Source organism: Rathayibacter sp. VKM Ac-2928 (genome assembly GCF_022815545.1).
In the GTDB taxonomy this organism is placed as follows: Bacteria; Actinomycetota; Actinomycetes; order Actinomycetales; family Microbacteriaceae; genus Rathayibacter; species Rathayibacter festucae.
On the sequence record NZ_JALGRU010000003.1, the window covers coordinates 373,790 to 400,146 of the forward strand.

The following is a 26,357-nucleotide window of genomic DNA, read 5'->3' on the forward strand; positions in this document are numbered from 1 at the left end:
TGAGCGGCCTGGCGGACGGGCCGGCGGTCCCCGAGCTCAGACCGCCGGCTGCGCCGCGGGGAGCACCAGGGCCGAGCGGCGGCCGAGCAGCCAGACCGTGAGCGCGAAGCCGCTCAGCACGGCGCCGGCGATGCAGACCGCGCCCCAGCCGCCGTGGGTCCAGAGGAAGGACGCGAGGGCCGAGCCGAGCGCGCCGCAGACGAAGTTGGTCGTGACGAACGCGGTGTTCAGCCGGCTGCGCGCCGACGGGTCGACCTGGAACATCCGCGACTGCACCAGGATGTTGTGGCCCTGGATCGCGATGTCGAGCACCAGGATCGCGACGATCACGGCCACGATCGAGCCGCCTCCGATGCCCGCGATCACGAAGGACAGCAGCACCGCCGCCCAGGCGACGCCGATCGCCGGGAGCGCCAGGCCGCGGTCGTGCAGGTGCCCGGCGCGCTGCGCGGCGACGGCGCCGGCGAGGCCGATCAGGCCGAAGAGGCCGATCGTGCCGACGTCGAAGGAGAACGGCGGGGCGCTGAGCAGGAAGGTCAGCGAGGTCCAGAACATCGTGAAGACCGCGAAGGACGTGCCGCCGAGGGCGAGGCTCCAGCGCACCGAGCGCTCGCGGCGGACGATCGCGAAGACGGAGGCGATCAGGGCCGGGTAGCGCAGGCGGGTCCGCGGCGGGAGCGACGGGATGGCCCGGGCGAGCAGGACCGCGAGCACGACGCCCGCGACCGCCGCGACCACGTAGACGGTGCGCCAGCCGGCGGCCTGGGCGATGAGGCCGCTGATCGTCCGCGAGACGAGGATGCCGGTCAGGATGCCCGAGACGACGGTGCCGACGACCCTGCCGCGGGTGGCGTCGTCGGCGAGGTCGCCCGCGAGCGGGGCGAGGATCTGGCCGGCGACGGTGGTCAGGCCGACGAGGGCGAGGGTCGCGACGAGCACGGCGAAGGTCGGGGCGAGTGCGCAGGCGAGCAGGGCGAGGGAGGCGCAGAGCATCGCGGCGGGGACGAGGACGCGGCGGTCGAGCACGTCGCCGAGCGGGACGAAGAGGAGCACGCCGACGGCGTAGCCGAGCTGCGTCGCGGTGACGAGCCAGCCCGCGGATCCGGTGCTCGTGCCGAGGTCGGTGGCGAGGAAGTCGAGCAGCGGCTGGGCCCAGTAGAGGTTGCCGACGGCGACGCCGCCCGCGATCGCGAAGAGGAGGGTGGTGCGGCGGTTCACTCGGCGGTCCTGTCGGCGGGGGCGGGGTGCGCGGCGGGGGTGTCGGCGCTCTGGGTCGCCGACCAGCTCGCGAGCAGCTTCAGGGCGTCGTCGCTCGGCGAGCCCGGCTCGGCGCTGTAGATCAGGAAGTCGAGGCCGGGGTCGCCGAGCGGCTCGAAGGCCTCGTAGCTGAGGTGCAGGTCGCCGACGATCGGGTGGTGGAAGAACTTGCTGCCGCTGGCGTGGTGGCGCACCTCGTGGGCGCCCCAGCGGGTGCGGAACTCGTCGCTCCGCGTGGACAGCTCGCCGACGAGGGCCTGGAGGTCGGCGTCGTGCGGGGCGCGGCCGGCCTCGGTGCGGAGGATGCCGACGGTGATGTCGGCGGCGGTGCTCCAGACCGGGTAGAACGCCTCCGCCAGCTCGCGCTGCAGGAAGGCGAAGCGGGCGAGGTTGACCGGGCGCTCCGGGAGCGCGTAGAGGTCGGCGTAGAGCGCGCGGAACAGGTCGTTCTCGACCAGGACGTCGAGCCGGCCGTTGCGGACGAAGGCGGGGGCCGAGGTGATCGACTCGACCGCGAGCCGCATGCTCGGCCGGACGGCGGCGGGCGCGCGCCGGCGGGAGCGCAGCGGCGAGCGCTCGGCCGTGCGGGCGAGATCGAAGAGGTGCTCGCGCTCGGCGCGGTCGAGGCGCAGGGCGTCGGCGAGCGCCGTCAGCACCGACTCGGACGCGCCGCGGAGGTCGCCGCGCTCGAGCCGCGAGTAGTACTCGATGCTCACGCCGGCCAGCTGGGCCACCTCGCTGCGGCGCAGGCCCGGCACCCGGCGGTTGCCGCCGCCGGGCAGCTCGACCTGCTCGGGGGTCAGCCGGGCCCGGCGGGAGGTCAGGAAGTCGCGCGCCTCGGGGTCGTTCGTCATGCCAGTCACGCTACGGCGCGGCGGCGCGCGGAGGGATGCCCTGCGGGGGCACCGGTGCGGCGGGCGGGTGCGGCGGAGGCCACCTGGGGAGCGGCGGGCGGGCGACCCATGCTGATCGAGTAGCCCGCACAGCGGGCGTATCGAGATCCGTCCGCATGCAGCACCACTGCCGGAGGACGTGGGTCTCGATACGCCCCTGCGGGGCTACTCGACCAGCATGTGTGCGGGCGTCTCTTCCAAGCAGATCCCGTCGGCAGAACTCCAGCACGCAGACCCACTCCGCTGGTGACGGCGGGTCGCGCTGCGCCCCTGCGGGCTCCTCGACCGGCAGTCGGTGCGCACAACATCAGCTGAGAGCAGGGTCCCTCCCCTGACAGCGGAGGCCACCCCTTCTCAGCTGATGTTCTGCAGCGCCCGAGCGCTCCCCACCGTTCGAGCGCCTCTCTGCTGATCGAGCAGCCCGCGGAGCGGGCCCTATCGAGCGGAGGGGGCGCCTCCGGCGCCATCGCAGGGCGGGGAAGAGGCCGACGTCCTTGGGGTGCGCGGGTCTCGATACTCCCCTGCGGGGCTACTCGACCAGCATGTCTGCGGGCGTCTCTTCCAAGTAGATCCACCAGCGTCGGAAGGCGAGTCTGCAGAGTCGCCCTGCTGATGACGGCGGGTCTCGATACGCCCCTGCGGGGCTACTCGACCAGCATGCACGGGCCGACGTCGTGCGACGGCGAAGGCGTCAGGGGCGGTCGAGGCGGGGGGCCGCGGCCAGCAGGCGGCGGGTGTAGGCCTCGCGCGGGGTGCTGAGGACGGCGGCGGCCGGGCCGGACTCGACGAGGCGGCCGTCGCGCATCACGGCGATGCGGTCGCTCATGTGCGCGATGACGCCGAGGTCGTGGGAGATCAGGAGCAGGGCGAGGCCGTGGCGGCGCTGGAGGTCGTCGAGGAGGTCGAGGATCTGCGCCTGCACCGAGACGTCGAGGGCCGAGACCGGCTCGTCGCAGATCAGGACGTCGGGGCGGGTGGCCAGGGCGCGCGCGATCGAGACGCGCTGGCGCTGCCCGCCGGAGAGGGTGCGCGGCGAGCGCCGCTCCAGCGACGCGGCGAGGCCGACGCTCTCGAGCAGGGCCGGCACCGACTCCGCCCCGGCGTCGCGGAGCAGCCGGCCGACGCTCCAGCGCGGATCGAACGACGACAGGCTGTCCTGGTAGACCGCGCCGATCCGCGGGCGGAGGGGTCGCCGCGCGCGCTCGGTCGCCGCCGACCACGGGCCGCCGTCGAACTCGACCGAGCCCGCGTCTGGGCGGCGCAGTGCGAGCAGCAGCCGGGCGACCGTGCTCTTGCCCGAGCCGGACTCGCCGACGAGGCCGAGGGTCTCGCCGCGGCGCAGCTCGAGGCCGACGCCGTCGACGGCGGTGCGGGTGCCGCCGCCGGGGCGGGGGAATCGGGTGACCAGGTCGGCCGCGCGCAGCAGCAGCTCGCCGGGCGGCGCGGGCGGGACGACGGGTGCGTCCGGATCGGTCAGCCGCGAGCCGCGCGGCCGCCCGGCCGGGACCGCGGCGACGAGCGTCCGCGCCTGGACCGACTCCGGCGCGCGCAGCACCCGCTTCGCCGGGCCGTCCTCGACCACCCGGCCGTCCGCGAGCACCAGGATCCGGTCGGCGAGCCCGGCGACGACGGCGAGGTCGTGCGAGACCAGCAGCAGCGCCCGGCCGCGCGCCTTCTGCTCGGCGAACAGCTCGAGCACCCGCGCCTGCACGGTGACGTCGAGGGCGGTGGTCGGCTCGTCGGCCACCAGCAGCGGCGGGTCGAGCGCGATCGCGGCGGCGAGCAGCGCGCGCTGGCGGAGTCCGCCGGAGAGCTCGCCGGAGCGGTCGCGCATCCGCTCCTCCGGGTCGGGCATGCCGACGCTCGCGAGCACCTCGGCCACCCGCGCCGACGCCTCCGCCGCGGACAGCCGGGAGTGCAGGCGCAGCACGTCGCCGATCTCGCGGCCGACCGGGCGCAGCGGATCGAGCGAGAGCAGCGCGTCCTGCGGCACGAAGCCGACTCCGGCACCGCGGAGGCGCCGGAGGGTCCGCGCGCCCGCGCCGATCACCTCCTGGTCGCCGACCCGGACGCTCCCGGTCGCCACTCCCCCGCTCAGACCCAGGAGCGCCCGCGCGGTGACGCTCTTGCCCGAGCCGGACTCGCCGACGATCGCGACGCACTCCCCCGGCTCGATCCGGAAGGACACCCCGTGCACGACCTCGACGCCGTCGAAGGCGACGCGGAGGTCCTCCACCACGGCGGCACTGCCCGCGCGCCCGGCGCTCATCGCGCACCCCGCAGTCGGCCGCCGAGGACCGTCGTCGCGAGCGTGGTCAGCACGATCGCGAGACCCGGGAAGACCGTCAGCCACCAGGCGCTCGAGAGGTAGGTGCGGCCCGCGGAGAGCATCGCGCCCCACTCCGGCGCCGGCGGCTCGGCCCCCAGGCCGAGGTAGCTGAGCGCCGAGGCCCAGACGATCGCCTGCCCGACGCCGAGCGTCGCCAGCACCGCGAGCGGGCCGAAGGTGTTCGGCAGGACGTGCGCGAGCAGGATCCGCGGCGCGGAGTGGCCGAGCACGCGCGCCGCCTCGACGTAGCCGGAGTCGCGGATGCCGAGCAGCTGGGTCCGGAGGATGCGCGCGTAGCCGGGCGCGGTCGAGAGGCCGACCGCGACCGTCGCGGGGACGACTCCGGGGCCGGTGACCACGATGACCAGCAGCGCGAGCAGCAGCGCGGGGAAGGCGAAGAGGACCTCGAGGACCCGGCCGATCACTCCGTCGACGAAGCGGCCGCCGAACGCCGCGGCGACGCCCAGCACGGCGCCGAGCACGAGGCCGATGGCGGTGGCGCTGACGCCGATCAGGAGGGAGGCTCCGGCGCCGGAGATCAGGCGGCTCAGGACGTCGCGGCCCGACTCGTCGGTGCCGAGGAGGTGCGCGGCGGAGGGCGGGTCGAAGGCGTCGCGCGGGGCGATGGCGAGCGGATCGAACGGGGCGAGGAAGCCGGGGGCGACGGCCGCGAGCAGCAGGAGGACGACGAAGGCGAGGGCGAGCAGCTCGCCGACGCGGAGGCGGCCGGCGGCCCGGCGCGAGGGGCGGGCGGCGCGCAGCTCGAGCTCGCTCATGCGCGGGCCTCCTGCGGGCGGGCGGCGGCGAGGCGCGGGTCGATGAGGCGGGCGACGAGGTCCGTGGCGAGGGTGACGACGATGTAGGCGAGGGCGGTGACGAGCACGACGCCGGTGACGACGGGCACGTCGCGGACGGTCACCGCGGCCAGCAACGTCCGGCCGAGGCCGGGCCGGGCGAAGATCGTCTCGACCACCACCGCACCGCCGATCAGGTAGCCGAACGCCCAGCCCGAGAGCGAGACGCCCGGCAGCACCGCGTGCCGGAGCGCGTGCCGGAGCCGGATGCCGAGCTCGCCCTCGCCTCGGGCGCGGGCCGCGAGCACGAACGGCGACTCCAGCGCGTCGAGGAGGGAGCGGCGCATCACCTGGCCGAGGAAGCCGGCGAGCGGGATCGCGAGGGTCAGCGCGGGCAGCACGAGGCCGTTCGCGGAGCCGGTGCTGACCGGCGGGAACCAGCGCAGCGCGGTCGCGAAGACGGCGATCAGCACGGTCGCGAGCCAGAAGTGCGGGAGGGCGGCGGCGGTCAGCTCGAGGCCGGAGCCGATCGCGGCGGCGACGCGGCCGCCGCGGGTGGACCAGAGCGCGGTGGCGAGGGCGAGGACCCATGCGAGGGTCAGCGCGAGCGCGGCCAGGAGGAGGGTGCCGGGCAGCTGCTGGGCGAGCAGGTCGGCGACGGGGGTGCGCAGGGAGTAGGACGTGCCGAGGTCGCCGCGGGCGAGGCGGCCGAGCTGGGTGAGGTACTGCACGAGCAGCGGCTGGTCGAGGCCGTACTGCTCGCGGACCGCGGCGAGCGCCTCCGGAGACGCCTGCGAGCCGGGGCCGCCGAGGATCGCCTGCGCGGGGTCGCCGGGGATGAGGCGGATGAGGAAGAACACGGCTGTCGCGACCGCCCAGAGCACCACGAGCGCGCCACCGAGGCGGAGGAGGAGGCGGATCACGGGGGCTCCTCTCGGGATGCGGGGTCGTGCGGGCGGGTCTCGATACGCCGCTTCGCGGCTACTCGACCAGCATGGTGGAGGCTGCGGCACCGCTCGACCGGCGGGCGACGCATGCTGATCGAGCAGCCCTCGCAGAGGGCGTATCGAGATCCACCGTGATCAGGACGCCGGGTCTCGATACGCCGCTGCGCGGCTGCTCGACCAGCATGCTCGGAAGCAGCGCGGGCCCGCAGCGTCAGAGCCAGGCGTCCGCGAACCAGGGGGTCGAGACGGTGGCCAGGGCGGCGACGCCCTGGACGGCCGAGCGGTGCAGGTAGTGGTTCTGCTGGTCGTAGAGCGGCAGGATCCAGTAGCCCTCGAGCACGATCCGCTGGGCCTGCGAGTAGAGGTCGGCGCGCTCGGTCTCGTCGACGGTCGCGCTCGCCTGCTCGAGCAGGGCGTCGAGGGCGGGGTCGTTCACCTGGGCGTGGTTGGCGAAGTAGCCGCTCGGAGCCGGGGTGATGCCGGAGGACGCGTAGAGGGTGCGCAGGACGTCCGGTCCGACCTTCGTGTACGGCGCGCTGACCAGCTCGTACTCGTTCGCCGCGAGCGCGGTGTACCAGCTGGAGAGGTCGAGCAGGCTGATCTGCACGTCGAAGCCGGCGACCTTCGCCGACGCCTGGATCTGCTCGAACAGCGACTGCTCGGCCGGGATCGACTGGTTGGTGCTGACCGGCAGACGCAGGACGAGCGGAGCGCCGTCCTTCTCGCGGATGCCGTCGCCGTCGGAGTCGACCCAGCCCGCGGCCGTGAGGAGGTCCTCCGCGGCGGCGATCTCGTCGTCCGAGCCGGCGTCCTCGAAGAGCGACGGATCGGAGTAGGCCGTCGCCTCGCTGCTCGACAGCGGCGAGTACGAGCGCTCGGCGGTGCCGAAGAAGAGGGAGTCGATCGCGTCGTTGACGCCGACGGCGCGGATGAACGCCTCGCGCACGCTCTGGTCGTCGAACGGCGCCTGGCCCGAGTTGAGCTCGAGGCGGTTCACCGAGCCGGGGCGGGGCGCGTCGATCTCGACGAGGTCGGAGGCGTCGGTGGCGGCCGCGAGCGTGTCGGGCTGGGCGTTGTCGATCACGTCCACCTCGCCCGCCTGCAGTGCCGCGTAGCGGGTGGCGGAGTCGGGGATGAAGCGCCAGGTGATGCTCGAGAGGTAGGCGGGGCCGTCGTGTCCCTCGCCGGTCGGGCCCGTGGCGGCGTCGTAGTCGTCGTTGCGGGTGAGGGTCACGTGGTCCTGCTTGACCCACTCCGTCACCGTGAACGGGCCGGTGCCGACGGGCGCCTCGCAGTTCGCCTCCTCGCCGCGGGCGATGCCGGTGGGCGACTCGATCGCGGTCCACGGCTGCGAGAGCGACTCGAGCAGCGCACTGTCGGGGGCGCTGAGGGTGAAGCGGGCGACGGTCGGCGAGACGGCGGTGACCGACTCCACCTTCGCGACGGCGAGGTAGCCGGTGGAGGACTTGGTCGCCGGGTCCTGCAGGTGCTCGATGTTCGCAGCGACCGCGTCGGCGTCGAGCGGGGTGCCGTCGGTGAAGGTCAGGCCCTCGCGGAGGGTGAAGTCGTAGCTGAGCGCGTCGTCCGAGACGGTCCACGACTCCGCGAGCCACGGGGTGATGGTGCCGTCGTCGCTGCGCGAGACGAGCGACTCCAGGACCTGGGTCGCGAGCAGCGCCTGCGGGTAGTTGCCGCCGACGTGCGGGTCGAGGCAGGTGGGCTCGGCGTCGCCGGTCGCGTAGGTGAGGACGCCGTCGGCGACCGGGGTGCTGGAGCCTCCCCCGGCGTCGCCGTCGGACGCGGCGGTGCAGCCGGTCAGCAGGAGGGCGGAGGCCGCGAGGGCGGCGAGGGCGGAACGGCGCAGAGTCATGGCGGCTTTCGTCAGGAGGGGGAAGCCGCGTTTCTTGGACCCGGCCCACTAAACGCTACCAGCGCGCTCAGCCTCCGGGCGGAGGTCCCCCGTTCTGCCCGTCTCCGCGAGATGCCACTTATGAGCGCGACACGCCGTGAGAAGCGTGCACAAGTGGCATCTCGCGGGGAGAGGCAGACGGGAGTGTCAGCCGGAGGTCGAGGCGCGGACGACGAGCTCGGGCTGGAAGACGACCTGGCGGGGCTCGGACTCGAGGAGCAGCTCGACGGCGGTCGCGCCGATCAGGGCGCTCGGCTGCCGGATGCTCGACAGCGGCACGATCGTCGCGGTCGCGAAGGCGATGTCGTCGTAGCCGATCAGCGCCACGTCCTCCGGCACCCGCACCTCGCCCAGCAGCATCAGCCCCTGCAGCACGCCGACGGCGAGCAGGTCGTTCGCGCAGAAGACGGCGTCGGGGCGGTCGGCGGGATCGCGCTCGGCGAGCGCCCGGCCCGCGGCCCGGCCGTCCAGCACGGTCAGTCCCGGCGTCAGCAGCACCTCGAGCGTCGCGCCCGGCACCGCCGCCACGGCCTCGCGCGCGCCCGCGAACCGGTCCGCGACCTGGCGGATCGACTCCGGCCCGCCGACCACCGCGATCCGGCGCCGCCCGAGCCCGAGCAGGTGCTCGACCGCGAGCCGCCCGCCGGCGACGTCGTCGACCGCGACCGACGAGAACGCGCTGTCCCCCGACTCCCGGTCGACCAGCACGCAGGGGATGCCGTGGGCCCGGAGCCGGTCGAGCCGCGCCGACCCCTCCCCCTGCGGCGAGATCAGCACCCCGCTCACCCGCTGCTCCTCGAACAGATCGAGGTAGGAGTCCTCGCGGTCGGCCTCGGCGTCGGTGCTCGCGAGAAGCACGGAGAGCCCCGCCTCGGCGGCGCGGGCCTGGGCTCCGCGGGCGAGCTCGGCGAAGAACGGGTTGCCGGCGTCGAGCACGACGAGGCCGATGCTGCGGCTGCGCCCGGCGCGGAGCTGGCGGGCCGCGTCGTTGCGGACGAAGCCGAGCTCGGCGATCGCGGACTGCACCCGGCGGACGGACTCGGCGCCCACCTTCTCGGGGCGGTTGAGCACGTTCGAGACGGTGCCGACCGAGACTCCGGCGCGAGCGGCGACCTCGCGGACACTGATGGACGGCACATCGTCTCCTCGGGTCGTCGCGGGTCGCAGGGCTGCGCGCGATCCGGGAATCATCTCATCCGGCGGCACCGCAGGCGTGCCCCCTCTCTGCAGGCCTTTGACAGCCCGGGAAGCGGAGCGATACGCTCGGCCCACGGCGCTGTGAAACGATTCATACGGTGCCGCCCGGTCGGCGTCCGCCGCACGGCCGGATCGCCCCGCACAGAAGGACCCCGCCGTGACCGACCTCAGCCCCGACATCCTCCGCCAGCTCGAGCAGCAGGCGATCGAACTGCCCTCGTGGGCGTTCGGCAACTCCGGTACCCGCTTCAAGGTGTTCAGCACGCCGGGCACCCCGCGGACCATCGAGGAGAAGATCTCGGACGCGGCGAAGGTCAACGAGCTGACCGGCCTCGCGCCGAGCGTCGCGCTGCACATCCCGTGGGACAAGGTGGACGACTACGCGGCGCTGGGCGAGTTCGCCGCGTCGAAGGGCGTCGCACTGGGCACGATCAACTCGAACACCTTCCAGGACGACGACTACAAGTTCGGCTCGCTCACGCACTCCGACCCGGTGATCCGCCAGAAGGCGATCGACCACCACCTCGCCTGCATCGACATCATGGACGCGACCGGCTCGCGCGACCTCAAGATCTGGCTCGCCGACGGCTCCAACTACCCGGGGCAGCAGGACATCCGCGGCCGTCAGGACCGCCTCGCCGACTCGCTCGCCGCGATCTACGAGCGCCTCGGCACCGAGCAGCGCCTCGTCCTGGAGTACAAGTTCTTCGAGCCCGCGTTCTACCACACGGATGTTCCGGACTGGGGCACCTCCTACGCGCACGTCGCCGCGCTCGGCGACCGCGCGCTGGTCTGCCTCGACACCGGACACCACGCGCCGGGCACCAACATCGAGTTCATCGTCGCCCAGCTGCTGCGCCTCGGGAAGCTCGGCTCGTTCGACTTCAACTCGCGCTTCTACGCCGACGACGACCTGATCGTCGGAGCGGCCGACCCGTTCCAGCTCTTCCGCATCCTCTACGAGGTCGTGCGCGGAGGCGGCTACGGCCCGGACTCGCCCGTCGCCTTCATGCTCGACCAGTGCCACAACGTCGAGGACAAGATCCCCGGCCAGATCCGCTCGGTGCTCAACGTGCAGGAGATGACGGCGCGCGCGCTGCTCGTCGACCGCGCGGCCCTCCACGAGGCGCAGCTCGCCGGCGACGTGCTCGGCGCGAACGGGATCTTCATGGACGCCTTCTACTCCGACGTCCGCCCGGCCCTCGCTGCCTGGCGCTCGGAGCGCGGGCTGCCGGCCGACCCGATGGCGGCGTATGCGGCGTCCGGCCACGCGCAGGCCATCGCGGAGGAGCGCGTCGGCGGCACGCAGTCGAGCTGGGGCGCGTAGGTCTCGGCGGGAACGCCCGCACGACTCAGGCTGGAAGGGCCGATCCGACCGTTTCTCGACGGATTCGGGGCTTCCAGCTTTAGTCCTGCACGGCGGCGGGGTGTGACCGGCCGGCGAGCGGGGTCCTGAGCGCCGTCGGGTGCGGGATCCGGGGGCCGATCGGGCCGTTCGGCTGACAGAGATGAGCTCCGGCTCGCGGAACGAGCTCCGGCACGCTCCTTCGCGGCGTTTCGACGAGCCGAAGGTGCTTCCGCGAGCCCGACGTCGCTTCCGCATGACCTCCGGCACGCGGAACGCGCTCCGGCACGCGAAGTCGCGGCGTTTAGACGAGCCGGACGTGTTTCCGCGAGCCTGAGGTGGCTCCGGCACGTTCCGGCACGCGGAACGAGTGCCGGCACATGGAATCGCGGCGTTTCGACGAGCCGGAGGTGTTTTCGCGAGCCCGACGTCGCTTCCGCATCCTCCGGCACGCGGAACGAGCCTCGGCACGCAGAATCGGCCCGTTTCGACGAGCCGGAGGTGTTTCCGCGAGCCCGACGTCGCTCCGACGCCTTCCGGCACGCAGAAGCAGCTCCGGCTTGTGGAATCGCGGGATTCTCGCGAGCCGGAGGCGATTCCGCGAGCCGGAGGTCGTGCCCGGGGTCAGAGTGCCGCCCGGAGGCCGTCGACCAGGTCGTGCTGCGCCTCCCGGCCCGCGCGGGTCGGCACCAGCGGGTACACGTGCAGCTGGCCGACCGCCTCGTGCAGCTCGAACGGCACTCCGGCCGCCGCCGCCTTCTCGGCGAGGACGTGCGCGTCGGGGTTCAGGACGTCGCGGGTGCCGGTGTAGACGCTCAGCGGTCCGAGGCCGGCGAGGTCGCCGAAGAGCGGACTGACGATCGGGTCGAGCAGATCGAGCTCGCCGCGCCACTTCTCGGCGAGCACGCGGCCGCCCGGCGTGCCGAGCCACGGATCGCTCGGCTGCACCTCCGGGATGCGCGGGTTGCTCCAGGAGAGATCGAGGGCGGGCGAGATCAGCGTGGTCGACGGCAGGACGACGCCCTCGTCGCGGAGGGCGAGGGCCGTCGACAGCGCGAGCTGGCCGCCCGCCGAGTCGCCGGCGAGCGCCGTCGCGCCGTACCGGTCGAGACTCCGGTGCACCAGCGCGCGGACGCCGTCGCGCGCCTCGAGGGCCGTGCCGAACGGGACCAGCGGGTAGATCGGCAGGGTGACCGCCGCAGAGGCCTCGTCCGCGATGCGCGCCGCCAGCCACCAGTGCTGCGGCGCGATCTCGTTGACCCAGCCACCGCCGTGGGCGTAGACGACCCCGCCGCGGATGCGCTGCGGGCGGATCGTGTAGACCGGCCAGCCGGCGACCTGCTCGACGTCGACGCGCACTCCGGGTCGCAGCCGCGGAGGCGGGCCGAAGCGGGCCGGGCGGAGGGCGTTCTCGCGGATCCGCCGGCGAGCGCCGTCCGCGCTGACGAACGTGCGGTTGGCGCGGGCCAGGCGCAGGGCGAGCGGGACGAGGGCGTCGGGGACGGCGAGGGGCATGCCCCAGCATCTCCCGCGGGGATCAGCGGAGCCTGGGCGCTCCGGCGAGCGGCGGATGCGGGCGCGGCTCCCCTCGGGACGGGAGCACTGTCCGGCACGGGTGACGAGCGTCGGCTCGGAGGAAGCGGTCGGAACCACGAGCCGAAGGTGATCTCGCGAGCCGGAGGTGGGGAGGACTCCGGTGTCGACGACCGGTGCCATGCCTCAGTCGCCGCCGCCGCCGCCGTCCGCGCCGCCGCCGTCCGAGGCGCCGCCGTCCGAGGAGCTGCCGTCGTCGGCACGGCCGTCGCGGGTGTCCGACCCGCTCGAGGTGCCGTCGGCCGTCGCGGCGGTCGAGCCGCCGTCCCGTGAGGCCGGGCGCGTTCCCGGTGCACCCGCGCGCATCCGCAGGACGGTCGCGATGACCGATCCGACCACCGCGATGGCGACGACGAGGGCGACGAGCGCCGCGATCTGCTGGTTCTCCACGTCCGGCTCCTGACTGCGTGAGTGAATCCTCAGCGTCACCGTAGCGAGCGGGGCTGGACGAGGGCGACGGGACGGAGGCCGCGCAGAACATCAGCCAGGAGTGGTTCTCGTCGCCGATGGGCGATGACGGACGCTCTCGGCTGATGTTCTGCCGAGCGGCGGGTCTCGATACGCCCCTGCGGGGCTACTCGACCAGCATGCAGAGGCGCCTGCGGGGCTGCTCGACCAGCATGCGGAGGCCGCTGCGGGGCTGCAAGACCAGCAGGGTGGGCCGACGCGACCGACTGCGCCGGGCGCTACGGTGACCCCATGCCGAGACAGCCGACGATCCGCGACGTCGCGGTCAGCGCGGGCGTCTCGTACCAGACGGTGTCGCGCGTGCTCAACGACAGCCCGCAGGTCCGGCCGCGCACCCGCGACAAGGTGCTCACGGCCATCGACGACCTCGGCTTCCGGCGCAGCGCCGCAGCCCGGGCTCTCGCGGCCGGCCGCTCCGGGCTGATCGGCATCCTCGCCGCCGAGAGTCACAGCTTCTACGGCACCGCCACGGCGATGGCCGCGATCGAGCAGGCCGCGCGCGACGCCGGCTACCGGGTGCCCGTGGTCAACGCGGCGCCCGACGCGGAGTCGCTGGCCGCCGCGCTCGAGCACCTCCAGCGCGAGGCGGTCGAGGCGATCGTCGTGCTCGCCCCGCAGGAGCGCGCGCTCGAGGCGATCGAGAGCCTCGCGATCGGAGTGCCGTTCGTCACCCTCGGCGCGGCGGGGCGCGGGGCCGACCCGCGACTCCTCGTCGACCAGGCCGCGGGTGCGCGGCTCGCCGCCGAGCACCTCCTCGCGCTCGGCCACACCCGGATTGCCCACCTCGCAGGCCCGCAGCACTGGGTGGAGGCGCACGCCCGCCTCGACGGGTTCACCGCGCGGATGGCGGAGGCGGGGCTGGAGCCGGCCGCGCTCATCGGCGGCGACTGGACGGCGGAGTCGGGATACCGGGCGGGGCTGCGGCTGCTCGACGAGGTCGCCGACCTCACCGCGGTCGTCGCCGGGAACGACCAGATGGCGCTCGGGCTGCTGCACGCCTGCGCGGACCGCGGCGTGCGCGTGCCCGAGGACCTGAGTGTCGTCGGCTTCGACGACGTGCCCGAGGCCGCGCACTACCGGCCGCCGCTGACGACGATCCGGCAGGACTTCGCCGAGGTCGGCCGCCGCACGATCGGCGTGGTGCTGGCGGAGCTGCGGGGCGAGCCGGCCGCCGTCGACCGGCCGGTGCCGCCGGTGCTGGTGGAGCGGGACTCGACGCGGGCGGTCTGAGGCGGAGCGCCGGCGACGCCGGGTCTCGATACGCCCCTGCGGGGCTACTCGACCAGCATGAGCACGGCGGGTCTCGATACGCGCCCTCCGGGCGCTACTCGACCAGCATGAAGACGGCGGATCTCGATACGCGCCCTGCGGGCGCTACTCGATCAGCGTGGGACGCCGGGCCTCCTGGGAAGCTCACCTACTGCGGAGGGGGAAGCCATGTTGATCGGGTAGCCCGCACAGCGGGCGTATCGAGATCCACCCGCGTCAGAAGACAAGTCTGCAGACCGCCCTGCCGGCGACGCCGGGTCTCGATACGCCCCTGCGGGGCTACTCGACCAGCATGACTGAAGACCGCCGCGTGCTTTCCCTCACCGCCGAGACGCGAAGCGGCTTCGCCGGACGGTGGATCTCGATACGCGCCCTGCGGGCACTACTCGATCAGCGAAGGACGCGCCCTGCGGGCGTCCGCTACCGGCGGGCGGGAGCGGCGCGCTTGCCGTCCGCAAGACACTTCGCCTACGCTGGCCCGTGGCTTTGTGAACGGTCACATGGCCCTCAGCGAGGAGTGCAATGGACCAGCGACGGCCCCCCGCCGAGGCGATCACGAGCGGCGCGACCGCCCTCGGGATCGAGCTCGGCTCCACCCGCATCAAGGCCTGTCTCGTCGACGCGGCCGACCCGTCCGTGGTCCTCGCCGTCGGCAGCCACGAGTGGGAGAACCAGCTCGTCGATCGCCGCTGGACCTATTCGCTCGACGCCGTGCACGAGGGGCTCCAGGCCGCCTACGCCGACCTCGTCGCCGACGCCGAGAAGCGCCACGGCGCGCGCCTCACCACGGTCGGGGCGCTCGGCGTCTCCGCGATGATGCACGGCTACCTCGCCTTCGACGAGGCCGGTGAGCTCCTCGTCCCGTTCCGCACCTGGCGCAACACCAGCACCGGCCCCGCGTCGGCCGAGCTGACCGAGCTGTTCGGCGCGAACATTCCGCTGCGCTGGTCGCTCGCGCACCTGCACCAGGCGGTCCTCGACTCCGAGCCGCACGTCGAGAGGATCGACTTCCTCACCACCCTCGCGGGCTACGTGCACTGGCGCCTCACCGGCGAGAAGGTCCTCGGAGTCGGCGACGCCTCCGGCATGGTCCCCACCGACCCGGCGACCCGCGACTACGACGAGACCGTCCTCGAGCGCTACGACGCCCGCGTCGCCGGCACCCTGCCGCCGCTGCGCGAGCTGCTGCCGACGGTCCTCCCCGCGGGCGCCGCGGCCGGCGACCTCACCGCCGAGGGAGCGCTGCTGCTCGACCCGACCGGCGCGCTCCAGGCCGGCGTCCCGTTCTGCCCGCCCGAGGGCGACGCCGGCACGGGCATGGTCGCCACCAACTCCGTCGCCCCGCGCACCGGCAACGTCAGCGCCGGCACGAGCATCTTCGCGATGGTCGTCCTGGAGCGCCCGCTCGAGAGCGTGCACCACGAGCTCGACCTGGTCGCCACTCCGGCCGGCGACCTCGTCGCGATGGTGCACTGCAACAACGGCGCGAGCGAGCTCGCCACCTGGGTCGGCCTGTTCTCCCGGTTCGCTGCGGCCTCGGGCGGCCCCTCCGACAGCGACGCCGTCTACGGCACCCTCTTCGCGGAGGCGCTGGCCGGCGAGCCCGACGCGGGCGGGCTCCTCGCCTATAACCACCTCGCGGGCGAGCCGATCGCCGGGCTCGTCGAGGGCCGCCCGCTCGTCGTGCGCACCCCCGACTCGCGCCTCACGCTGGCCAACTTCATGCGCGCGCAGCTCTACGGCGTGTTCGGCACGCTCGCGCTCGGCATGCGCGTGCTGGCCGGCGAGGGCGTCGTGATCGACGAGATGTTCGCGCACGGCGGCATGTTCCGCACGGCCGGAGTCGCCCAGCGCTTCCTCGCCGGTGCGCTCGACGCCCCCGTCTCGGTCGCCGCGACCGCCTCCGAGGGCGGCCCCTGGGGCATGGCGGTGCTCGCCGCCTTCCGCCTGCAGGAGGGGACGACCCTCGACTCCTACCTGACCGAGCAGGTCTTCGGCGACGCCGGCTTCGAGACGGTGGCGCCCGACAGCGCCGACGTCGCCGGCTTCACCGCCTACCTCGAGCGCTACCGCGCCGGCCTCGCCGTCGAGCAGACGGCCGTCGACACCCTCACCACGCAAGGAGACACCGCATGACCGACAGCACGACCGCTGCGCCCACCGGGTTCGGCCCCGAGGTCGAGGCGGCGATCGCCCGCGTCCGCGAGGACGTCGCCCGCCTGCACGCCGAGCTCGTCCGCTACGGCCTCGTCATCTGGACCGGCGGCAACATCTCCGGCCGCGTGCCCGGCGCCGACCTGTTCGTGATCAAGCCGAGCGGCGTCTCCTACGACGACCTCGCGCCCGAGAACATGATCCTCTGCGACCTCGACGGCACCGTCGTCCCGGGCAGCCTCGGGTCCGAGCGCAGCCCGTCCAGCGACACCGCCGCGCACGCCTACGTCTACCGCGAGATGCCCGAGGTCGGCGGCCAGGTGCACACGCACTCCACCTACGCCACCGCCTGGGCCGCCCGCGCCGAGGCGATCCCCTGCGTCATCACCGCGATGGCGGACGAGTTCGGCGGTGAGATCCCGCTCGGCCCGTTCGCGATCATCGGCGACGACTCGATCGGCCGCGGCGTCGTCTCGACGCTCACCGGGCACCGCTCGCGCGCGGTCCTGATGCAGAACCACGGCGTCTTCACCATCGGCAAGGACGCGAAGGACGCCGTCAAGGCCGCGGTGATGACCGAGGACGTCGCCCGCACCGTGCACATCGCGCGCCAGGGCGGCGAGCTCGTCCCCATCCCGCAGGAGTCGATCGACGCCCTGTTCGACCGCTACCAGAACGTCTACGGACAGAACCCCACCGGAGCACTCGCATGACCCGCAGCATCATCCCCGACCTCGCGACCCGCACCGTCTGGTTCCTCACCGGCAGCCAGGACCTCTACGGCGAGGACACCCTCCGCCAGGTCGCCGAGCAGTCGCAGGCCGTCGTCGCGCAGCTGAACGAGTCCAGCAACATCCCCGTCACGATCGAGTGGAAGCCGGTGCTGAAGAGCTCCGACGCGATCCGCCGCACGATGATCGAGGCGAACTCCGACGACTCCGTCGTGGGCGTCATCACCTGGATGCACACCTTCAGCCCCTCGAAGATGTGGATCCACGGCTTCGACGCGATGGCCAAGCCGCTGCTGCACTTCCACACCCAGGCGAACGTCGCCCTGCCGTGGCAGGACATCGACTTCGACTTCATGAACCTCAACCAGGCCGCGCACGGCGACCGCGAGCACGGCTACATCCTCAGCCGGATGAGCGTGCCGCGGAAGACGGTCGTCGGCCACGCGAGCGACTCCCGGGTCACCGAGTCGATCGGCATCTGGTCGCGCGCCGCGGCCGGCTGGTCGGCCTCGCAGAGCATGAAGGTCGCCCGCTTCGGCGACAACATGCGCAACGTCGCCGTCACCGAGGGCGACAAGACCGAGGCCGAGATCCGCCTGGGCGTCAGCGTCAACACCTGGGGCGTCAACGAGCTCGTCGAGCGCGTGGACGCCGCGACGGACGCCGACATCGACGCGCTGGTCGCGGAGTACGTCGAGAGCTACGACGTGGTGCCCGAGCTGCTCCCCGGCGGCGAGCGCCACGAGTCGCTCCGCTACGGCGCGGCGGTCGAGATCGGCCTGCGCTCGTTCCTGGAGGAGGGCGGCTTCGAGGCGTTCACCGACAGCTTCGAGGACCTGGGCGGGCTGCGTCAGCTCCCCGGCCTCGCCGTGCAGCGCCTGATGGCCGACGGCTACGGCTTCGGCGGCGAGGGCGACTGGAAGACCGCCGTCCTCATCCGCATCGCCGCGGTGATGGGCGCCGGCCTGCCCGGCGGCACCAGCCTGATGGAGGACTACACCTACGACATGACGCCCGGCGAGGAGCTCATCCTCGGCGCGCACATGCTCGAGGTGTCGCCGTCGCTGTCGTCGAAGCGCGCGTCGCTCGAGATCCACCCGCTGGGCATCGGCGGCCGCGAGGACCCGGTGCGCCTGGTCTTCACCGCCGACGCCGGCGACGCGGTCGTCGTCGCGCTGAGCGACGTGCGCGAGCGCTTCCGCCTGGTCGCGAACAAGGTGACCACCGTCGAGCCGCCGCAGACGCTGCCGCACCTGCCGGTCGGCCGTGCCGTCTGGCAGCCCGCCCCCGACTTCGGCACCAGCGCCGCGGCCTGGATCACGGCCGGCGCCGCGCACCACACCGTCATGACGACGCAGATCGGCCTGGAGGCGTGGGAGGACTTCGCCCGCATCGCCGGCGTCGAGCTCCTCGTCATCGACGAGTCGACCACCCTCCGCGGCTTCGAGGCCGACATCCGCTCGAACGCGGCGTACTACCGCCTCGCGCAGGGGCTGTAGAGACACTGCACGACCGACGGCCGGCTCCCCGCGGGGGGCCGGCCGCTCGTGTGTCTGCGACGGCTCGCGCCAGACGCCGCCGGAGGATGCTCGGCTGGTACCGTCATCGCAACAGTTCAGCCCGCCCGGTGCATCCGGTGCGGGCTGGATCTCTTTCCGGGGGCGGAACGGGACACACGACGTGGCGACAGAGCAGACGATTCCGGAACAGATCGACACCCTGGTCAGCAGAGGCATGACGATCGACGACGATGCCGATCGATGGCTCCGATATGTCGGCTATCACCGCCTCAGCGGCTACTGGCTCGTCTACCAGCGGCTTGCCGACTCCGCGTGCTCCCCGCAGCGGTCGGAAGAGTTCGATCCCGGCTGTCGCCTGTCCGAAGTCGTCGCGCTCTACGAATTTGACCGTCGACTCCGGACGCTCACGCACGATGGGATCGAGCGGGTCGAAGTGGGGCTGCGTCGGATGATCGTCGAGGTGGTCGTCCGGCGCGATCCACTCGCTCACCGTGACCCGCTCTTCTTCCGGCCCGGCTTCGATCATCAGAGCTGGATGCGCCGAGCCGAGTCCCGGATCGATCGGTCCGCGCGCCGCTCCCGGTCGCTCCAGTCGGAGCTCCGGCATCACGACCGACGCGTGCCGATATGGGTGCTCGTCGAGCTGCTCGACTTCGCAGATCTGTCTCTGCTCTTCCAGGGGATGAGGGCTGAGGAGCAGTGGGCGATCGCCGGCGAGCTCGGGATCGCGATAGCACCGGAACGTCTTACCGGCAACCAGCGAGCAAAGGCTCTGCGGCACCACCCGCTCGCCAATTGGCTCGAACAGCTCACCCTTGTGCGCAACATCTGTGCGCACCACGCGCGACTGTGGAATCGGACTCTCATCCCTGCGGGGACTTCGGCGATGCGCACCGTCCCCGGGCTCGAATCACTGCCCACTGGCCAGACCGAGAAGGTCTACGGGTCACTCCGTCTGATCGCGTCGGTACTCGCGACTGTCTCGCCCGGCTCGCGGTGGTGGAGCACGATCACTGAGCTCGTCGACTCTCGTCTCGTACTGGCAGCGAGAAGAGCACCGGAAGAAATGGGTTTCCCTCGCAGGGGCGCGGCAAAGCAGTGAAGACGACGCAGATCGGCCTGGAGGCGTGGGAGGACTTCGCCCGCATCGCCGGCGTCGAGCTCCTCGTCATCGACGAGTCGACCACCCTCCGCGGCTTCGAGGCCGACATCCGCTCGAACGCGGCGTACTACCGCCTCGCGCAGGGGCTGTAGGGACACTGCACGACCGACGGCCGGCTCCCCGCGGGGGGCCGGCCGTTCGTGCGTCCCCGGATCGCCTGATCAGCGGAGGACGCCCTTGCATGCTGGTCGAGTAGCCGCGGAGCGGCGTATCGAGACCCAGCGTCGCTTGCACGGTGAGACTGCAACACCGACGTCTCGGCGACGGTGGATCTCGATACGCCCGCTCCGCGGGCTACTCGATCAGCATGAAGGGCCTGCGGCGCTGCACAACATCAGCTGAGAAGGGGTGGCCTCCGCTGACGGGCGAGGGACCCTGCTCTCAGCTGATGTTGTGCCCGCCCCTTGCTGGTCGAGTAGCCGCGGAGCGGCGTATCGAGACCCGACGTCGTCAGCTCGGGGCTGCAGACCGAGGTCTCGGCGATGGTGGATCTCGATACGCCCGCTTCGCGGGCTACTCGATCAGCATGGAGTGGCCCGCGGCGCGGACTCGATCAGCATGGAGTGGCCCGCGGCGCGGGCTGCTCCATCAGCATGAGAAGAGGGGCGCGGCGTCAGCCGCTCGATCACCGGCGCCGGCCGCTCGATCACCGGCGCCGCGCCGCTCAGCGGGAGGTGGAGAAGGCCGCGTCGAAGGCGTCGGCCGGGGGCGTGATGGCGTCGAGCTTGCGGACGAAGGCGAGGGCCTCGGGGGCGCCGTCGAGGCGGTCCATGCCGGCGTCCTCCCACTCGACGCTGGTCGGGCCGGTGTAGCCGATCGCGTTGAGGGCGCGGAAGACGGGCTCCCACGGGACGGCGCCGTGGCCGGTCGAGACGAAGGTCCAGCCGCGGCGCGGGTTGGCCCAGGGCAGGTGCGAGCCGAGGACGCCGTTGCGGCCGTCGAGGTTGGCGATCGACTCCTTCACGTGGACGTGGAAGATGTGCTCGGCGAAGTCGAGGATGAAGGCGACGCTGTCGAGCTGCTGCCAGACGAAGTGCGACGGGTCGAAGTTGAAGCCGAAGGACGTCCGGTGGCCGATCGCCTCGAGGGTGCGCTTCGCGGTCCAGTAGTCGTAGGCGATCTCGCTCGGGTGCACCTCGAGGCCGTAGCGCACGCCGACCTCCTCGAAGACGTCGAGGATCGGGTTGAAGCGGTCGGCGAAGTCCTGGTAGCCGGCGGCGATCCACTCGTCGGAGGCCGGCGGGAACATCGCCACGCCCTTCCAGATCGACGAGCCGGAGAAGCCGTTGACCTGCTTCACGCCGAGCGCGGCGGCGAAGCGGGCGGTGTCCTTGAGGTCCTGCGCGGCCCGCCGGCGGACGCCCTCGGGGTCGCCGTCGCCCCAGACGCGGTCGCTGAGGATGTCGCGGTGGCGCGCGTCGATCGGGTCGTCGCAGACGGCCTGGCCGGTGAGGTGGTTCGAGATCGCGAAGACCTGAAGGCCGTTCTTCTCCAGGATGTCCTTCCGGCTCTGCACGTACGCCGCGTCGTCCCAGCGGGCGACGTCGATGTGGTCGCCCCAGCAGGCGATCTCGAGGCCGTCGTAGCCCCACTCGCCGGCGAGACGGGCCACCTCCTCGAACGGGAGGTCTGCCCACTGGCCGGTGAAGAGGGTGATCGGTCGCGTCATCGCGGAGTCCTTACTCTCGACTCCCGTGCGCCGTCGCACCGGGAGAGGTAATTTGAAGTTCCAGGCAACATATCAGGCGCTCCCTCGAGCCCGAAAGGAACCGATCATCTCCTCGATCGACAGCGCATCGTCGCGCACCGACCTCCTCGTCACCGCCACCGCCGCTCCCACCTGGGAGGAGGGGCTGATCGTCGGCAGCGGCCGCGTCGGCGCCGTCGTCCACGGGCCGGCCGACGCGCTCACCGTGTCCCTGGCGCACGAGCGGTACTTCCTGCCCGTCAATGCGCGGCCCGCCGCGCCCGATCTCGCCGGAGTGCGGGAGGAGCTGCGCAGCGCCCTGCTGGCCGGCGACGCCGATGCGGCGAGCGAGGCGCTGACCCTCGGCGCGCGCTCCAGCGGCTACGACGGCGGCCTGATCTGGACCGACCCGCTCGGGATCTGCGCGACCGTCTCGATCCGCACGACCGGCGGCGTCGCCTCGAGCCGCCGCCTGATCGACCCGCTGCTCGGCGAGGTCGCGGTCGAGTGGACCGACCTCGACGGCGGGCGGCACGCGGTGCGGCTGCTCGCCCCGCACGGCGGCGAGAGCGTGCGGCTGTGCGTGGAGTCCGACCGCGACGGCGAGAGCGTCGTCGAACTCGGGCTGGGCGCGGGCGACGCGACCTCGTTCGACACCGGGGTTCCGGACGCGTCGGCGGTCGTCGAGGCGAGCGTCGAGGGCGGGGCGACGGGGCGGCTCGTCGCCCTCGCCGGGACCGGCAGCGCGGAGACCGGGGGCGAGCGCGTCCGCGCGGTCGTCACCGCCGGCACCGGGACACCGTGGCAGGTCGACGGAGGCGTCACCCGCTCCGTCGCGCCGGTCGCGGCCGGGGCGCCCCGGCTCCTCCGCCTCGACCTCTCGCTCTCGGACGAGGAGTCGGTGGCGGACGATCTGTCGTGGACCGACCTGCGCGCGGCGCAGCGCGACGGCCACGGCCGCCTCGTCGGCGCCTCCGCGCTCGACCTGGCCGGCGCCTCCTCCGCCGTGCTCACCGAAGACCTCTGGGACGAGGCCCGCGCCGGCGACGAGGGCGCGCGCCGCCGCGTCGTCGAGCTCGCGTACCTCAGCGGCCGGGCGAACATCGTCGCCTCGACGGGCGAGCTGCCGCCGACGCTGCAGGGCGTCTGGCAGGGGACCTGGCGGCCTGCCTGGTCCGCCGACTACACGCTCAACGGCAACGTGCAGAACGGGGCGATGGCGGGGATGATCCCGACCGGCACGCCCGAGCTGGCGCTGTCGATCCTGGAGCTGGTGCTGCCGCACCTCGACGACTACCGCGAGAACGCGCGCCTCGTCTACGGGGCGGAGGGGATGCTGCTGCCGTCGCGGATGTCGACGCACGGCCGCGCGGACCACTTCGCGGCGAGCTACCCGCACCTGTTCTGGACCGGCTGCGGCGGCTGGGTGCTGCGCCTCGCCGCCGACGCCGTCGCCGCGACGGGCGACCGCGGCATCGTGGACGACCGGCTGTGGGAGCTGGCCGAGGGCGTGCTCCGCTTCGCCGAGACCGGCACGACCGTGGTCGACGGGGTCCGGCGGATCGTGCCCTCCTACTCCCCCGAGAACACACCCGGCGGTGCGCGCTCGCCGCTGGCCGTCGACGCGACGATCGACGTCGCGGTGCTGCGCGACGCCGCCCGGGCGACCGCGCTGCTCGGGCGGGCCCGCGGCGACGACTCGCTCGACGAGCGCTGGGCGAGAGTGGTCGCCGAGCTGCCGGAGTACCGCGTGGCGCAGGACGGCACGCTCGCGGAGTGGATCGACCCGCGGTTCGCGGAGGAGATCGCGCACCGGCACGCCTCGCAGCTGTACCCGCTCTGGTACGGGAGCGATGCGGCCTTCGAGGGGGACGGTACGGCGGCCGTGCGCCTGCGGGCGGCCGCGGCGGCGACGGTCGCGGCGAAGATCGCGTGGCGGGCCGAGGCGCCGACCGCTCCTCCCGGGCGGATGGAGATGGCGTTCGGGCTGGTGCAGGTGGGCACGGCGGCCGCGGCGCTGGGTGATGCGGAGTCGGCACTGACCTGCGCGGAGTGGCTCGCGGTCGAGCACTGGTCGCCGACGCTGACGACCCGGCACGACGCGGGGCGGATCTTCAACCTCGACGCGAGCGGCGGGCTGCCGGGACTGGTGGCGGCGATGCTGCTCGGGTCGGACGACGAGTCGCTGACGGTGCTCCCGGCGCTGCCGTCGGTGTGGGCGCGCGGTGCGGTGACGGGGCTGCGGGCGCGCGGCGGGCTCGTGGTGGACCGGCTGGAGTGGTCGCCGGGGCGCGCGTCGCTGACGGTGCGGCGGGTGCCGGGCGCGGAGTGGCTGGTGCCGGCGGGCGGGACGCGGCTGCGGACGCTCCGCGACGCGGTGCTGCGGGTCGACGGGCGCGAGGTGTCGGGCGGGCTGCACCTCGGCACGGAGCCGGTGCGCGTGGACGTGGAGTGGCGCGACTGAGGGTGCGGGGGTGACCTCCGGCTCGCGGAACGCGCCTGGGCACGCTGAACCGGGCGGATCCGGCGAGCCGGACGCGGAACCGCGAGCCGGAGGTCCCCCGGAGGTCCGCCGGAGTGACCTCCGGCACGTGGAACATGCTTGGGCACGCAGGAACTGGCGGATCCGGCGAGCCGGACGCAGAACCGCGAGTCGAAGGTCCACCGGGGGAACCTTCGGCACGCGGAACACGCCTCGGCACGCCGAAACAGGCGGATCCAACGAGCCGGACGCGGAACCGCGAGCCGAAGGTCGAGCCGGAGTTCAGCCGGGATGACGTCCGGCACGCAGAACACGCCCCGGCACGTGAGAACTGGCGGATCCAGCGAGCCGAACGTGATTCCGCGAGCCGGACGTGCCTGCCGGCCGCCGCCCGCCGTCAGGCGCCCTGCCGCCCGTAGCGGTCGTAGATGCGGTTGCGGGCCGCCAGCTCGGCCGGGGGCAGGCGCTGGGCGTCGGCGATCTCGTAGACGCCGAAGGTGTCGCGCAGGCGCGAGGACGGGTCGACCTCGACGAAGGTGCACCAGGGCAGCCAGTGGTGGTGGCTGCGCAGCGTCTGGCTCGCGAAGTCGCCGCTCTCGTGGCCGAGGCCGGGCATCGCGTAGCCGACGCTGCCGTCGACGTCGGTCGACTGCCGGGTGTTGCGGTGCAGGAACTCCGCGACGTCGCGGTAGTGGTCGTCGCCGGTGATCAGGGACAGCCGGTAGTAGCTGTACGAGCAGGCCGCCAGGTACACGTCCGCCCCGCCGCCGAGGGTGATGATGCTCTGGCCGCTGATCGAGTACCGGTTGAACGGATGCGCCCAGGGCGCGACCACCGGGAAGGACCACGCGTAGGTCCAGGTCTCGGTGTAGTCGGCGGCGCGGACGGCGCCCTCCAGCCAGCGGTGCTCCTCGGTCAGGTCGTAGAGCGCGAGGAAGCCGAACAGGCCGTAGATGCCGGCCTCCTTGTCCTGGATGTCGGCGTTGTCGCAGGTGCCGCCGCGGTACTCGAGCGTCCGGTGGATGTTCGCGAACGACCACTCGCCGGCGCGCACGGCGGACTCGCGGTAGCGCGCCTCCCCCGTCACCAGGTGCAGCTGCACGAGGAAGCGGATGACGCTCGGGGTGTTCGAGCGCGAGTCCATCCGCACCGAGCCGTCGGCGTTGTAGGCGCGGTGGAAGCTGCCGTCGGCGTCCTGCACCTCGAGCAGCCAGTCGGCCGTCCGCCGGCAGAACTCGAGCCAGAGCGGCCGCTCGTCGCCGAGGCCGCGCAGGTGCAGGTAGGCGTCGAGGATCGCCTCGACGCCGTCCGCGAGCATCCGCAGGTAGTGCGGGTACGGCTCGAAGCCGCCGAGCGCGGGGTTGAAGCACATCCGCGGCGGGCCCGACTCGGGCAGGGCCGTCCGCGCCCAGAAGTCGACGATGCCGACGCCCTGCTCGAACGCCTCGGGCACGCCCTCGCGGTCGCCGTAGCGCAGCAGCTGGTAGCCGATGCCGGGCTGCTGGCCGACGAAGCCGAACTGGAACGAGACGCTCGAGACGTCGAGGTCCGGCAGCTGGCAGGCGAACGGCAGGCCCCAGGAGTCGCCGTAGCGGCGGGTGAGCCGCTGCAGGATCGCCATGCCGTGGTGGAAGTGCCGCTCGTTGTCGACCTCGAACAGGTCGTCGCGGAGGCGCGCGTAGGCGCTGCGCCACGTGGCGCGCATCATCGTCGCGAAGTCGTCGTGGCGGCCGAGGTCGACGGCCACGGCATAGCGCTGGCGGAAGCCGACCTCGACCGGGTGGTTGACCCGCTGCAGCGACTTCGGAGCCGCGTCGTAGTCGAGCCCGGAGTAGGGGTTGTCGACCGGGCGCTCGCCGTCGGCCCCGGGGTAGACGTAGTCGATCGACAGGCCGACGGGCGCCACGTCGAGCGGCGTCCGGACGCCGAAGCCGTAGTACAGGTAGTTCAGCGTGGTGCCCTGCGGCCGGCTCAGGCCGATCGAGCCGACGGTGCACTCCGGGTCGGTGAAGTTCTCCGAGCGGACCACGTCCAGGCGCGGCAGCGTGACATCGGCCGCCCAGCGCGAGAGCGCCACGGTCTCCCCGGTGGCGAGGCTCTGCGCGGCGAACAGCGGCAGCGCGTAGTGGGTCTCGGTGCGCCAGAGGTACTCGCTGCCGGGGTCGCGGCCCATCGCGTCGGCCGGGCCGAAGGCGTTGTCGCGGTACCAGGCGCCGGGCGCGAAGCACTCGTAGTCGCGCAGGTCGGCGGACCCGGTCAGCCCGAGCGAGATGGCCGTCGAGAAGCCGAGGTCGCCGCCGGCCGCGAGCACCTCGACCTCGCGGTGCACGGAGAAGCCCGCGCCCGTGACGCGCCAGACGTCGGTGACGGCGAACGACGAGCCCGAGCGCGCGGTGATCGTGCCGGTGGCGGTGAGCGCGCCGTCCGCGATCGAGACGTCGTCGTAGGGCGCGCCGGAGTACTCGCTGATCGCGGTGACGGTCTTCACCGTGACGCGCAGCGGGCGGTCGTTCGCGTAGAGGACGTGCTCGCCCGCGAGCACCTCGAGGCCGCCCGCGCGGGCGCGCAGGGTGTAGTCGCCGGAGCGGAGTTCCACGGTGGTTCCTTCCTGGAGGGTCAT

At 73.2% G+C, this 26,357-nt stretch carries 18 protein-coding genes and 1 pseudogene; 8 read left to right on the forward strand and 11 right to left on the reverse strand.

The window, feature by feature from the left end; all coding sequences use genetic code 11:
- Nucleotides 1-36 precede the first annotated feature (36 nt).
- The 7 genes from MT350_RS13250 to MT350_RS13280 all read right to left on the reverse strand — a co-directional run bounded on the left by MT350_RS13250 (nucleotide 37) and on the right by MT350_RS13280 (nucleotide 9,266).
- Nucleotides 37-1,218 carry an MFS transporter gene (locus MT350_RS13250; RefSeq protein ID WP_243598115.1) on the reverse strand — a complete coding sequence of 394 codons (1,182 nt, stop codon included), beginning with the start codon at nucleotides 1,216-1,218 and terminating at the stop codon, nucleotides 37-39.
- Nucleotides 1,215-2,111, reverse strand: a complete 897-nt coding sequence (locus tag MT350_RS13255) for a helix-turn-helix transcriptional regulator (RefSeq protein WP_243598114.1) — start codon at nucleotides 2,109-2,111, stop codon at nucleotides 1,215-1,217. The genes MT350_RS13250 and MT350_RS13255 overlap by 4 nt, the downstream gene beginning before the upstream one ends.
- Nucleotides 2,112-2,841: 730 nt before the next feature.
- Nucleotides 2,842-4,419: an ABC transporter ATP-binding protein gene (locus tag MT350_RS13260; protein WP_243616082.1), complete on the reverse strand. Its 1,578-nt coding sequence runs from the start codon at nucleotides 4,417-4,419 to the stop codon at nucleotides 2,842-2,844.
- Nucleotides 4,416-5,255 carry an ABC transporter permease gene (locus MT350_RS13265; protein WP_243616083.1) on the reverse strand — a complete coding sequence of 280 codons (840 nt, stop codon included), beginning with the start codon at nucleotides 5,253-5,255 and terminating at the stop codon, nucleotides 4,416-4,418. Before MT350_RS13265 ends, MT350_RS13260 begins: the two co-directional genes overlap by 4 nt.
- Entirely contained in the window at nucleotides 5,252-6,196 is a 945-nt protein-coding gene (locus tag MT350_RS13270) for an ABC transporter permease (RefSeq protein WP_243616084.1), read from the reverse strand. Before MT350_RS13270 ends, MT350_RS13265 begins: the two co-directional genes overlap by 4 nt.
- 235 nt (nucleotides 6,197-6,431) lie before the next feature.
- Nucleotides 6,432-8,090 (reverse strand): ABC transporter substrate-binding protein, encoded by a 1,659-nt coding sequence (locus MT350_RS13275; protein ID WP_243616085.1) that lies wholly within the window; start codon nucleotides 8,088-8,090, stop codon nucleotides 6,432-6,434.
- A gap of 186 nt (nucleotides 8,091-8,276) precedes the next feature.
- Nucleotides 8,277-9,266 carry a LacI family DNA-binding transcriptional regulator gene (locus MT350_RS13280; protein ID WP_243616086.1) on the reverse strand — a complete coding sequence of 330 codons (990 nt, stop codon included), beginning with the start codon at nucleotides 9,264-9,266 and terminating at the stop codon, nucleotides 8,277-8,279.
- Nucleotides 9,267-9,483: 217 nt separating this feature from the next.
- Here MT350_RS13280 and rhaI point away from each other — a divergent pair, with 217 nt between their 5' ends.
- Complete coding sequence (rhaI, locus tag MT350_RS13285) at nucleotides 9,484-10,653, forward strand: L-rhamnose isomerase (protein ID WP_243616087.1); 1,170 nt, start codon at nucleotides 9,484-9,486, stop codon at nucleotides 10,651-10,653.
- A 642-nt stretch (nucleotides 10,654-11,295) separates the two neighbouring features.
- Here rhaI and MT350_RS13290 read toward each other — a convergent pair.
- Together MT350_RS13290 and MT350_RS13295 are read right to left on the reverse strand one after the other, a co-directional pair.
- Entirely contained in the window at nucleotides 11,296-12,186 is an 891-nt protein-coding gene (locus tag MT350_RS13290) for an alpha/beta hydrolase fold domain-containing protein (protein WP_243616088.1), read from the reverse strand.
- A 204-nt stretch (nucleotides 12,187-12,390) separates the two neighbouring features.
- Nucleotides 12,391-12,654 carry a hypothetical protein gene (locus MT350_RS13295; RefSeq protein ID WP_243616089.1) on the reverse strand — a complete coding sequence of 88 codons (264 nt, stop codon included), beginning with the start codon at nucleotides 12,652-12,654 and terminating at the stop codon, nucleotides 12,391-12,393.
- Between the two features lie 309 nt (nucleotides 12,655-12,963).
- Here MT350_RS13295 and MT350_RS13300 point away from each other — a divergent pair, with 309 nt between their 5' ends.
- The 6 genes and pseudogenes from MT350_RS13300 to MT350_RS13325 all read left to right on the forward strand — a co-directional run.
- A complete protein-coding gene (locus MT350_RS13300; RefSeq protein WP_243616090.1) occupies nucleotides 12,964-13,962 on the forward strand; it encodes a substrate-binding domain-containing protein in 999 nt (332 codons plus the stop codon).
- 561 nt (nucleotides 13,963-14,523) lie between these two features.
- Nucleotides 14,524-16,137 carry a xylulokinase gene (locus tag MT350_RS13305; RefSeq protein WP_243616091.1) on the forward strand — a complete coding sequence of 538 codons (1,614 nt, stop codon included), beginning with the start codon at nucleotides 14,524-14,526 and terminating at the stop codon, nucleotides 16,135-16,137.
- Nucleotides 16,134-16,868 carry an L-ribulose-5-phosphate 4-epimerase gene (locus tag MT350_RS13310; protein WP_123732647.1) on the forward strand — a complete coding sequence of 245 codons (735 nt, stop codon included), beginning with the start codon at nucleotides 16,134-16,136 and terminating at the stop codon, nucleotides 16,866-16,868. The genes MT350_RS13305 and MT350_RS13310 overlap by 4 nt, the downstream gene beginning before the upstream one ends.
- Complete coding sequence (araA, locus tag MT350_RS13315) at nucleotides 16,865-18,385, forward strand: L-arabinose isomerase (protein WP_243616092.1); 1,521 nt, start codon at nucleotides 16,865-16,867, stop codon at nucleotides 18,383-18,385. Before MT350_RS13310 ends, araA begins: the two co-directional genes overlap by 4 nt.
- 235 nt (nucleotides 18,386-18,620) lie before the next feature.
- On the forward strand, nucleotides 18,621-19,508 hold the full coding sequence (locus MT350_RS13320) for an Abi family protein (RefSeq protein WP_243616215.1): 888 nt from the start codon (nucleotides 18,621-18,623) through the stop codon (nucleotides 19,506-19,508).
- Nucleotides 19,505-19,660, forward strand: a pseudogene (locus MT350_RS13325) (L-arabinose isomerase); the annotation flags it as partial. The gene MT350_RS13320 and the pseudogene MT350_RS13325, both read left to right, overlap by 4 nt.
- A gap of 572 nt (nucleotides 19,661-20,232) precedes the next feature.
- On the opposite strand, the gene MT350_RS13330 reads toward MT350_RS13325, so the two are convergent.
- The gene (locus MT350_RS13330) at nucleotides 20,233-21,237 is read right to left on the reverse strand and encodes a sugar phosphate isomerase/epimerase (protein ID WP_243616093.1); all 1,005 of its coding nucleotides are present in this window, start codon (nucleotides 21,235-21,237) and stop codon (nucleotides 20,233-20,235) included.
- Nucleotides 21,238-21,262: 25 nt separating this feature from the next.
- Here MT350_RS13330 and MT350_RS13335 point away from each other — a divergent pair, with 25 nt between their 5' ends.
- Complete coding sequence (locus MT350_RS13335) at nucleotides 21,263-23,719, forward strand: glycoside hydrolase family 95-like protein (protein ID WP_243616094.1); 2,457 nt, start codon at nucleotides 21,263-21,265, stop codon at nucleotides 23,717-23,719.
- Between the two features lie 415 nt (nucleotides 23,720-24,134).
- On the opposite strand, the gene MT350_RS13340 is transcribed toward MT350_RS13335, so the two are convergent.
- The gene (locus tag MT350_RS13340) at nucleotides 24,135-26,357 is read right to left on the reverse strand and encodes a hypothetical protein (protein ID WP_243616095.1); all 2,223 of its coding nucleotides are present in this window, start codon (nucleotides 26,355-26,357) and stop codon (nucleotides 24,135-24,137) included.

Coding starts and splice junctions, on each gene's coding strand:
- MT350_RS13255 (WP_243598114.1), bottom strand. CDS start 2,111: ATGACGAACGACCCCGAGGCGCGCGACTTCCTGACCTCCCGCCGGGCC.
- MT350_RS13260 (WP_243616082.1), bottom strand. CDS start 4,419: ATGAGCGCCGGGCGCGCGGGCAGTGCCGCCGTGGTGGAGGACCTCCGC.
- MT350_RS13265 (WP_243616083.1), bottom strand. CDS start 5,255: ATGAGCGAGCTCGAGCTGCGCGCCGCCCGCCCCTCGCGCCGGGCCGCC.
- MT350_RS13275 (WP_243616085.1), bottom strand. CDS start 8,090: ATGACTCTGCGCCGTTCCGCCCTCGCCGCCCTCGCGGCCTCCGCCCTC.
- MT350_RS13290 (WP_243616088.1), bottom strand. CDS start 12,186: ATGCCCCTCGCCGTCCCCGACGCCCTCGTCCCGCTCGCCCTGCGCCTG.
- MT350_RS13300 (WP_243616090.1), top strand. CDS start 12,964: ATGCCGAGACAGCCGACGATCCGCGACGTCGCGGTCAGCGCGGGCGTC.
- MT350_RS13305 (WP_243616091.1), top strand. CDS start 14,524: ATGGACCAGCGACGGCCCCCCGCCGAGGCGATCACGAGCGGCGCGACC.
- MT350_RS13310 (WP_123732647.1), top strand. CDS start 16,134: ATGACCGACAGCACGACCGCTGCGCCCACCGGGTTCGGCCCCGAGGTC.
- araA (WP_243616092.1), top strand. CDS start 16,865: ATGACCCGCAGCATCATCCCCGACCTCGCGACCCGCACCGTCTGGTTC.
- MT350_RS13320 (WP_243616215.1), top strand. CDS start 18,621: ATGACGATCGACGACGATGCCGATCGATGGCTCCGATATGTCGGCTAT.
- MT350_RS13330 (WP_243616093.1), bottom strand. CDS start 21,237: ATGACGCGACCGATCACCCTCTTCACCGGCCAGTGGGCAGACCTCCCG.
- MT350_RS13340 (WP_243616095.1), bottom strand. CDS start 26,357: ATGACCCTCCAGGAAGGAACCACCGTGGAACTCCGCTCCGGCGACTAC.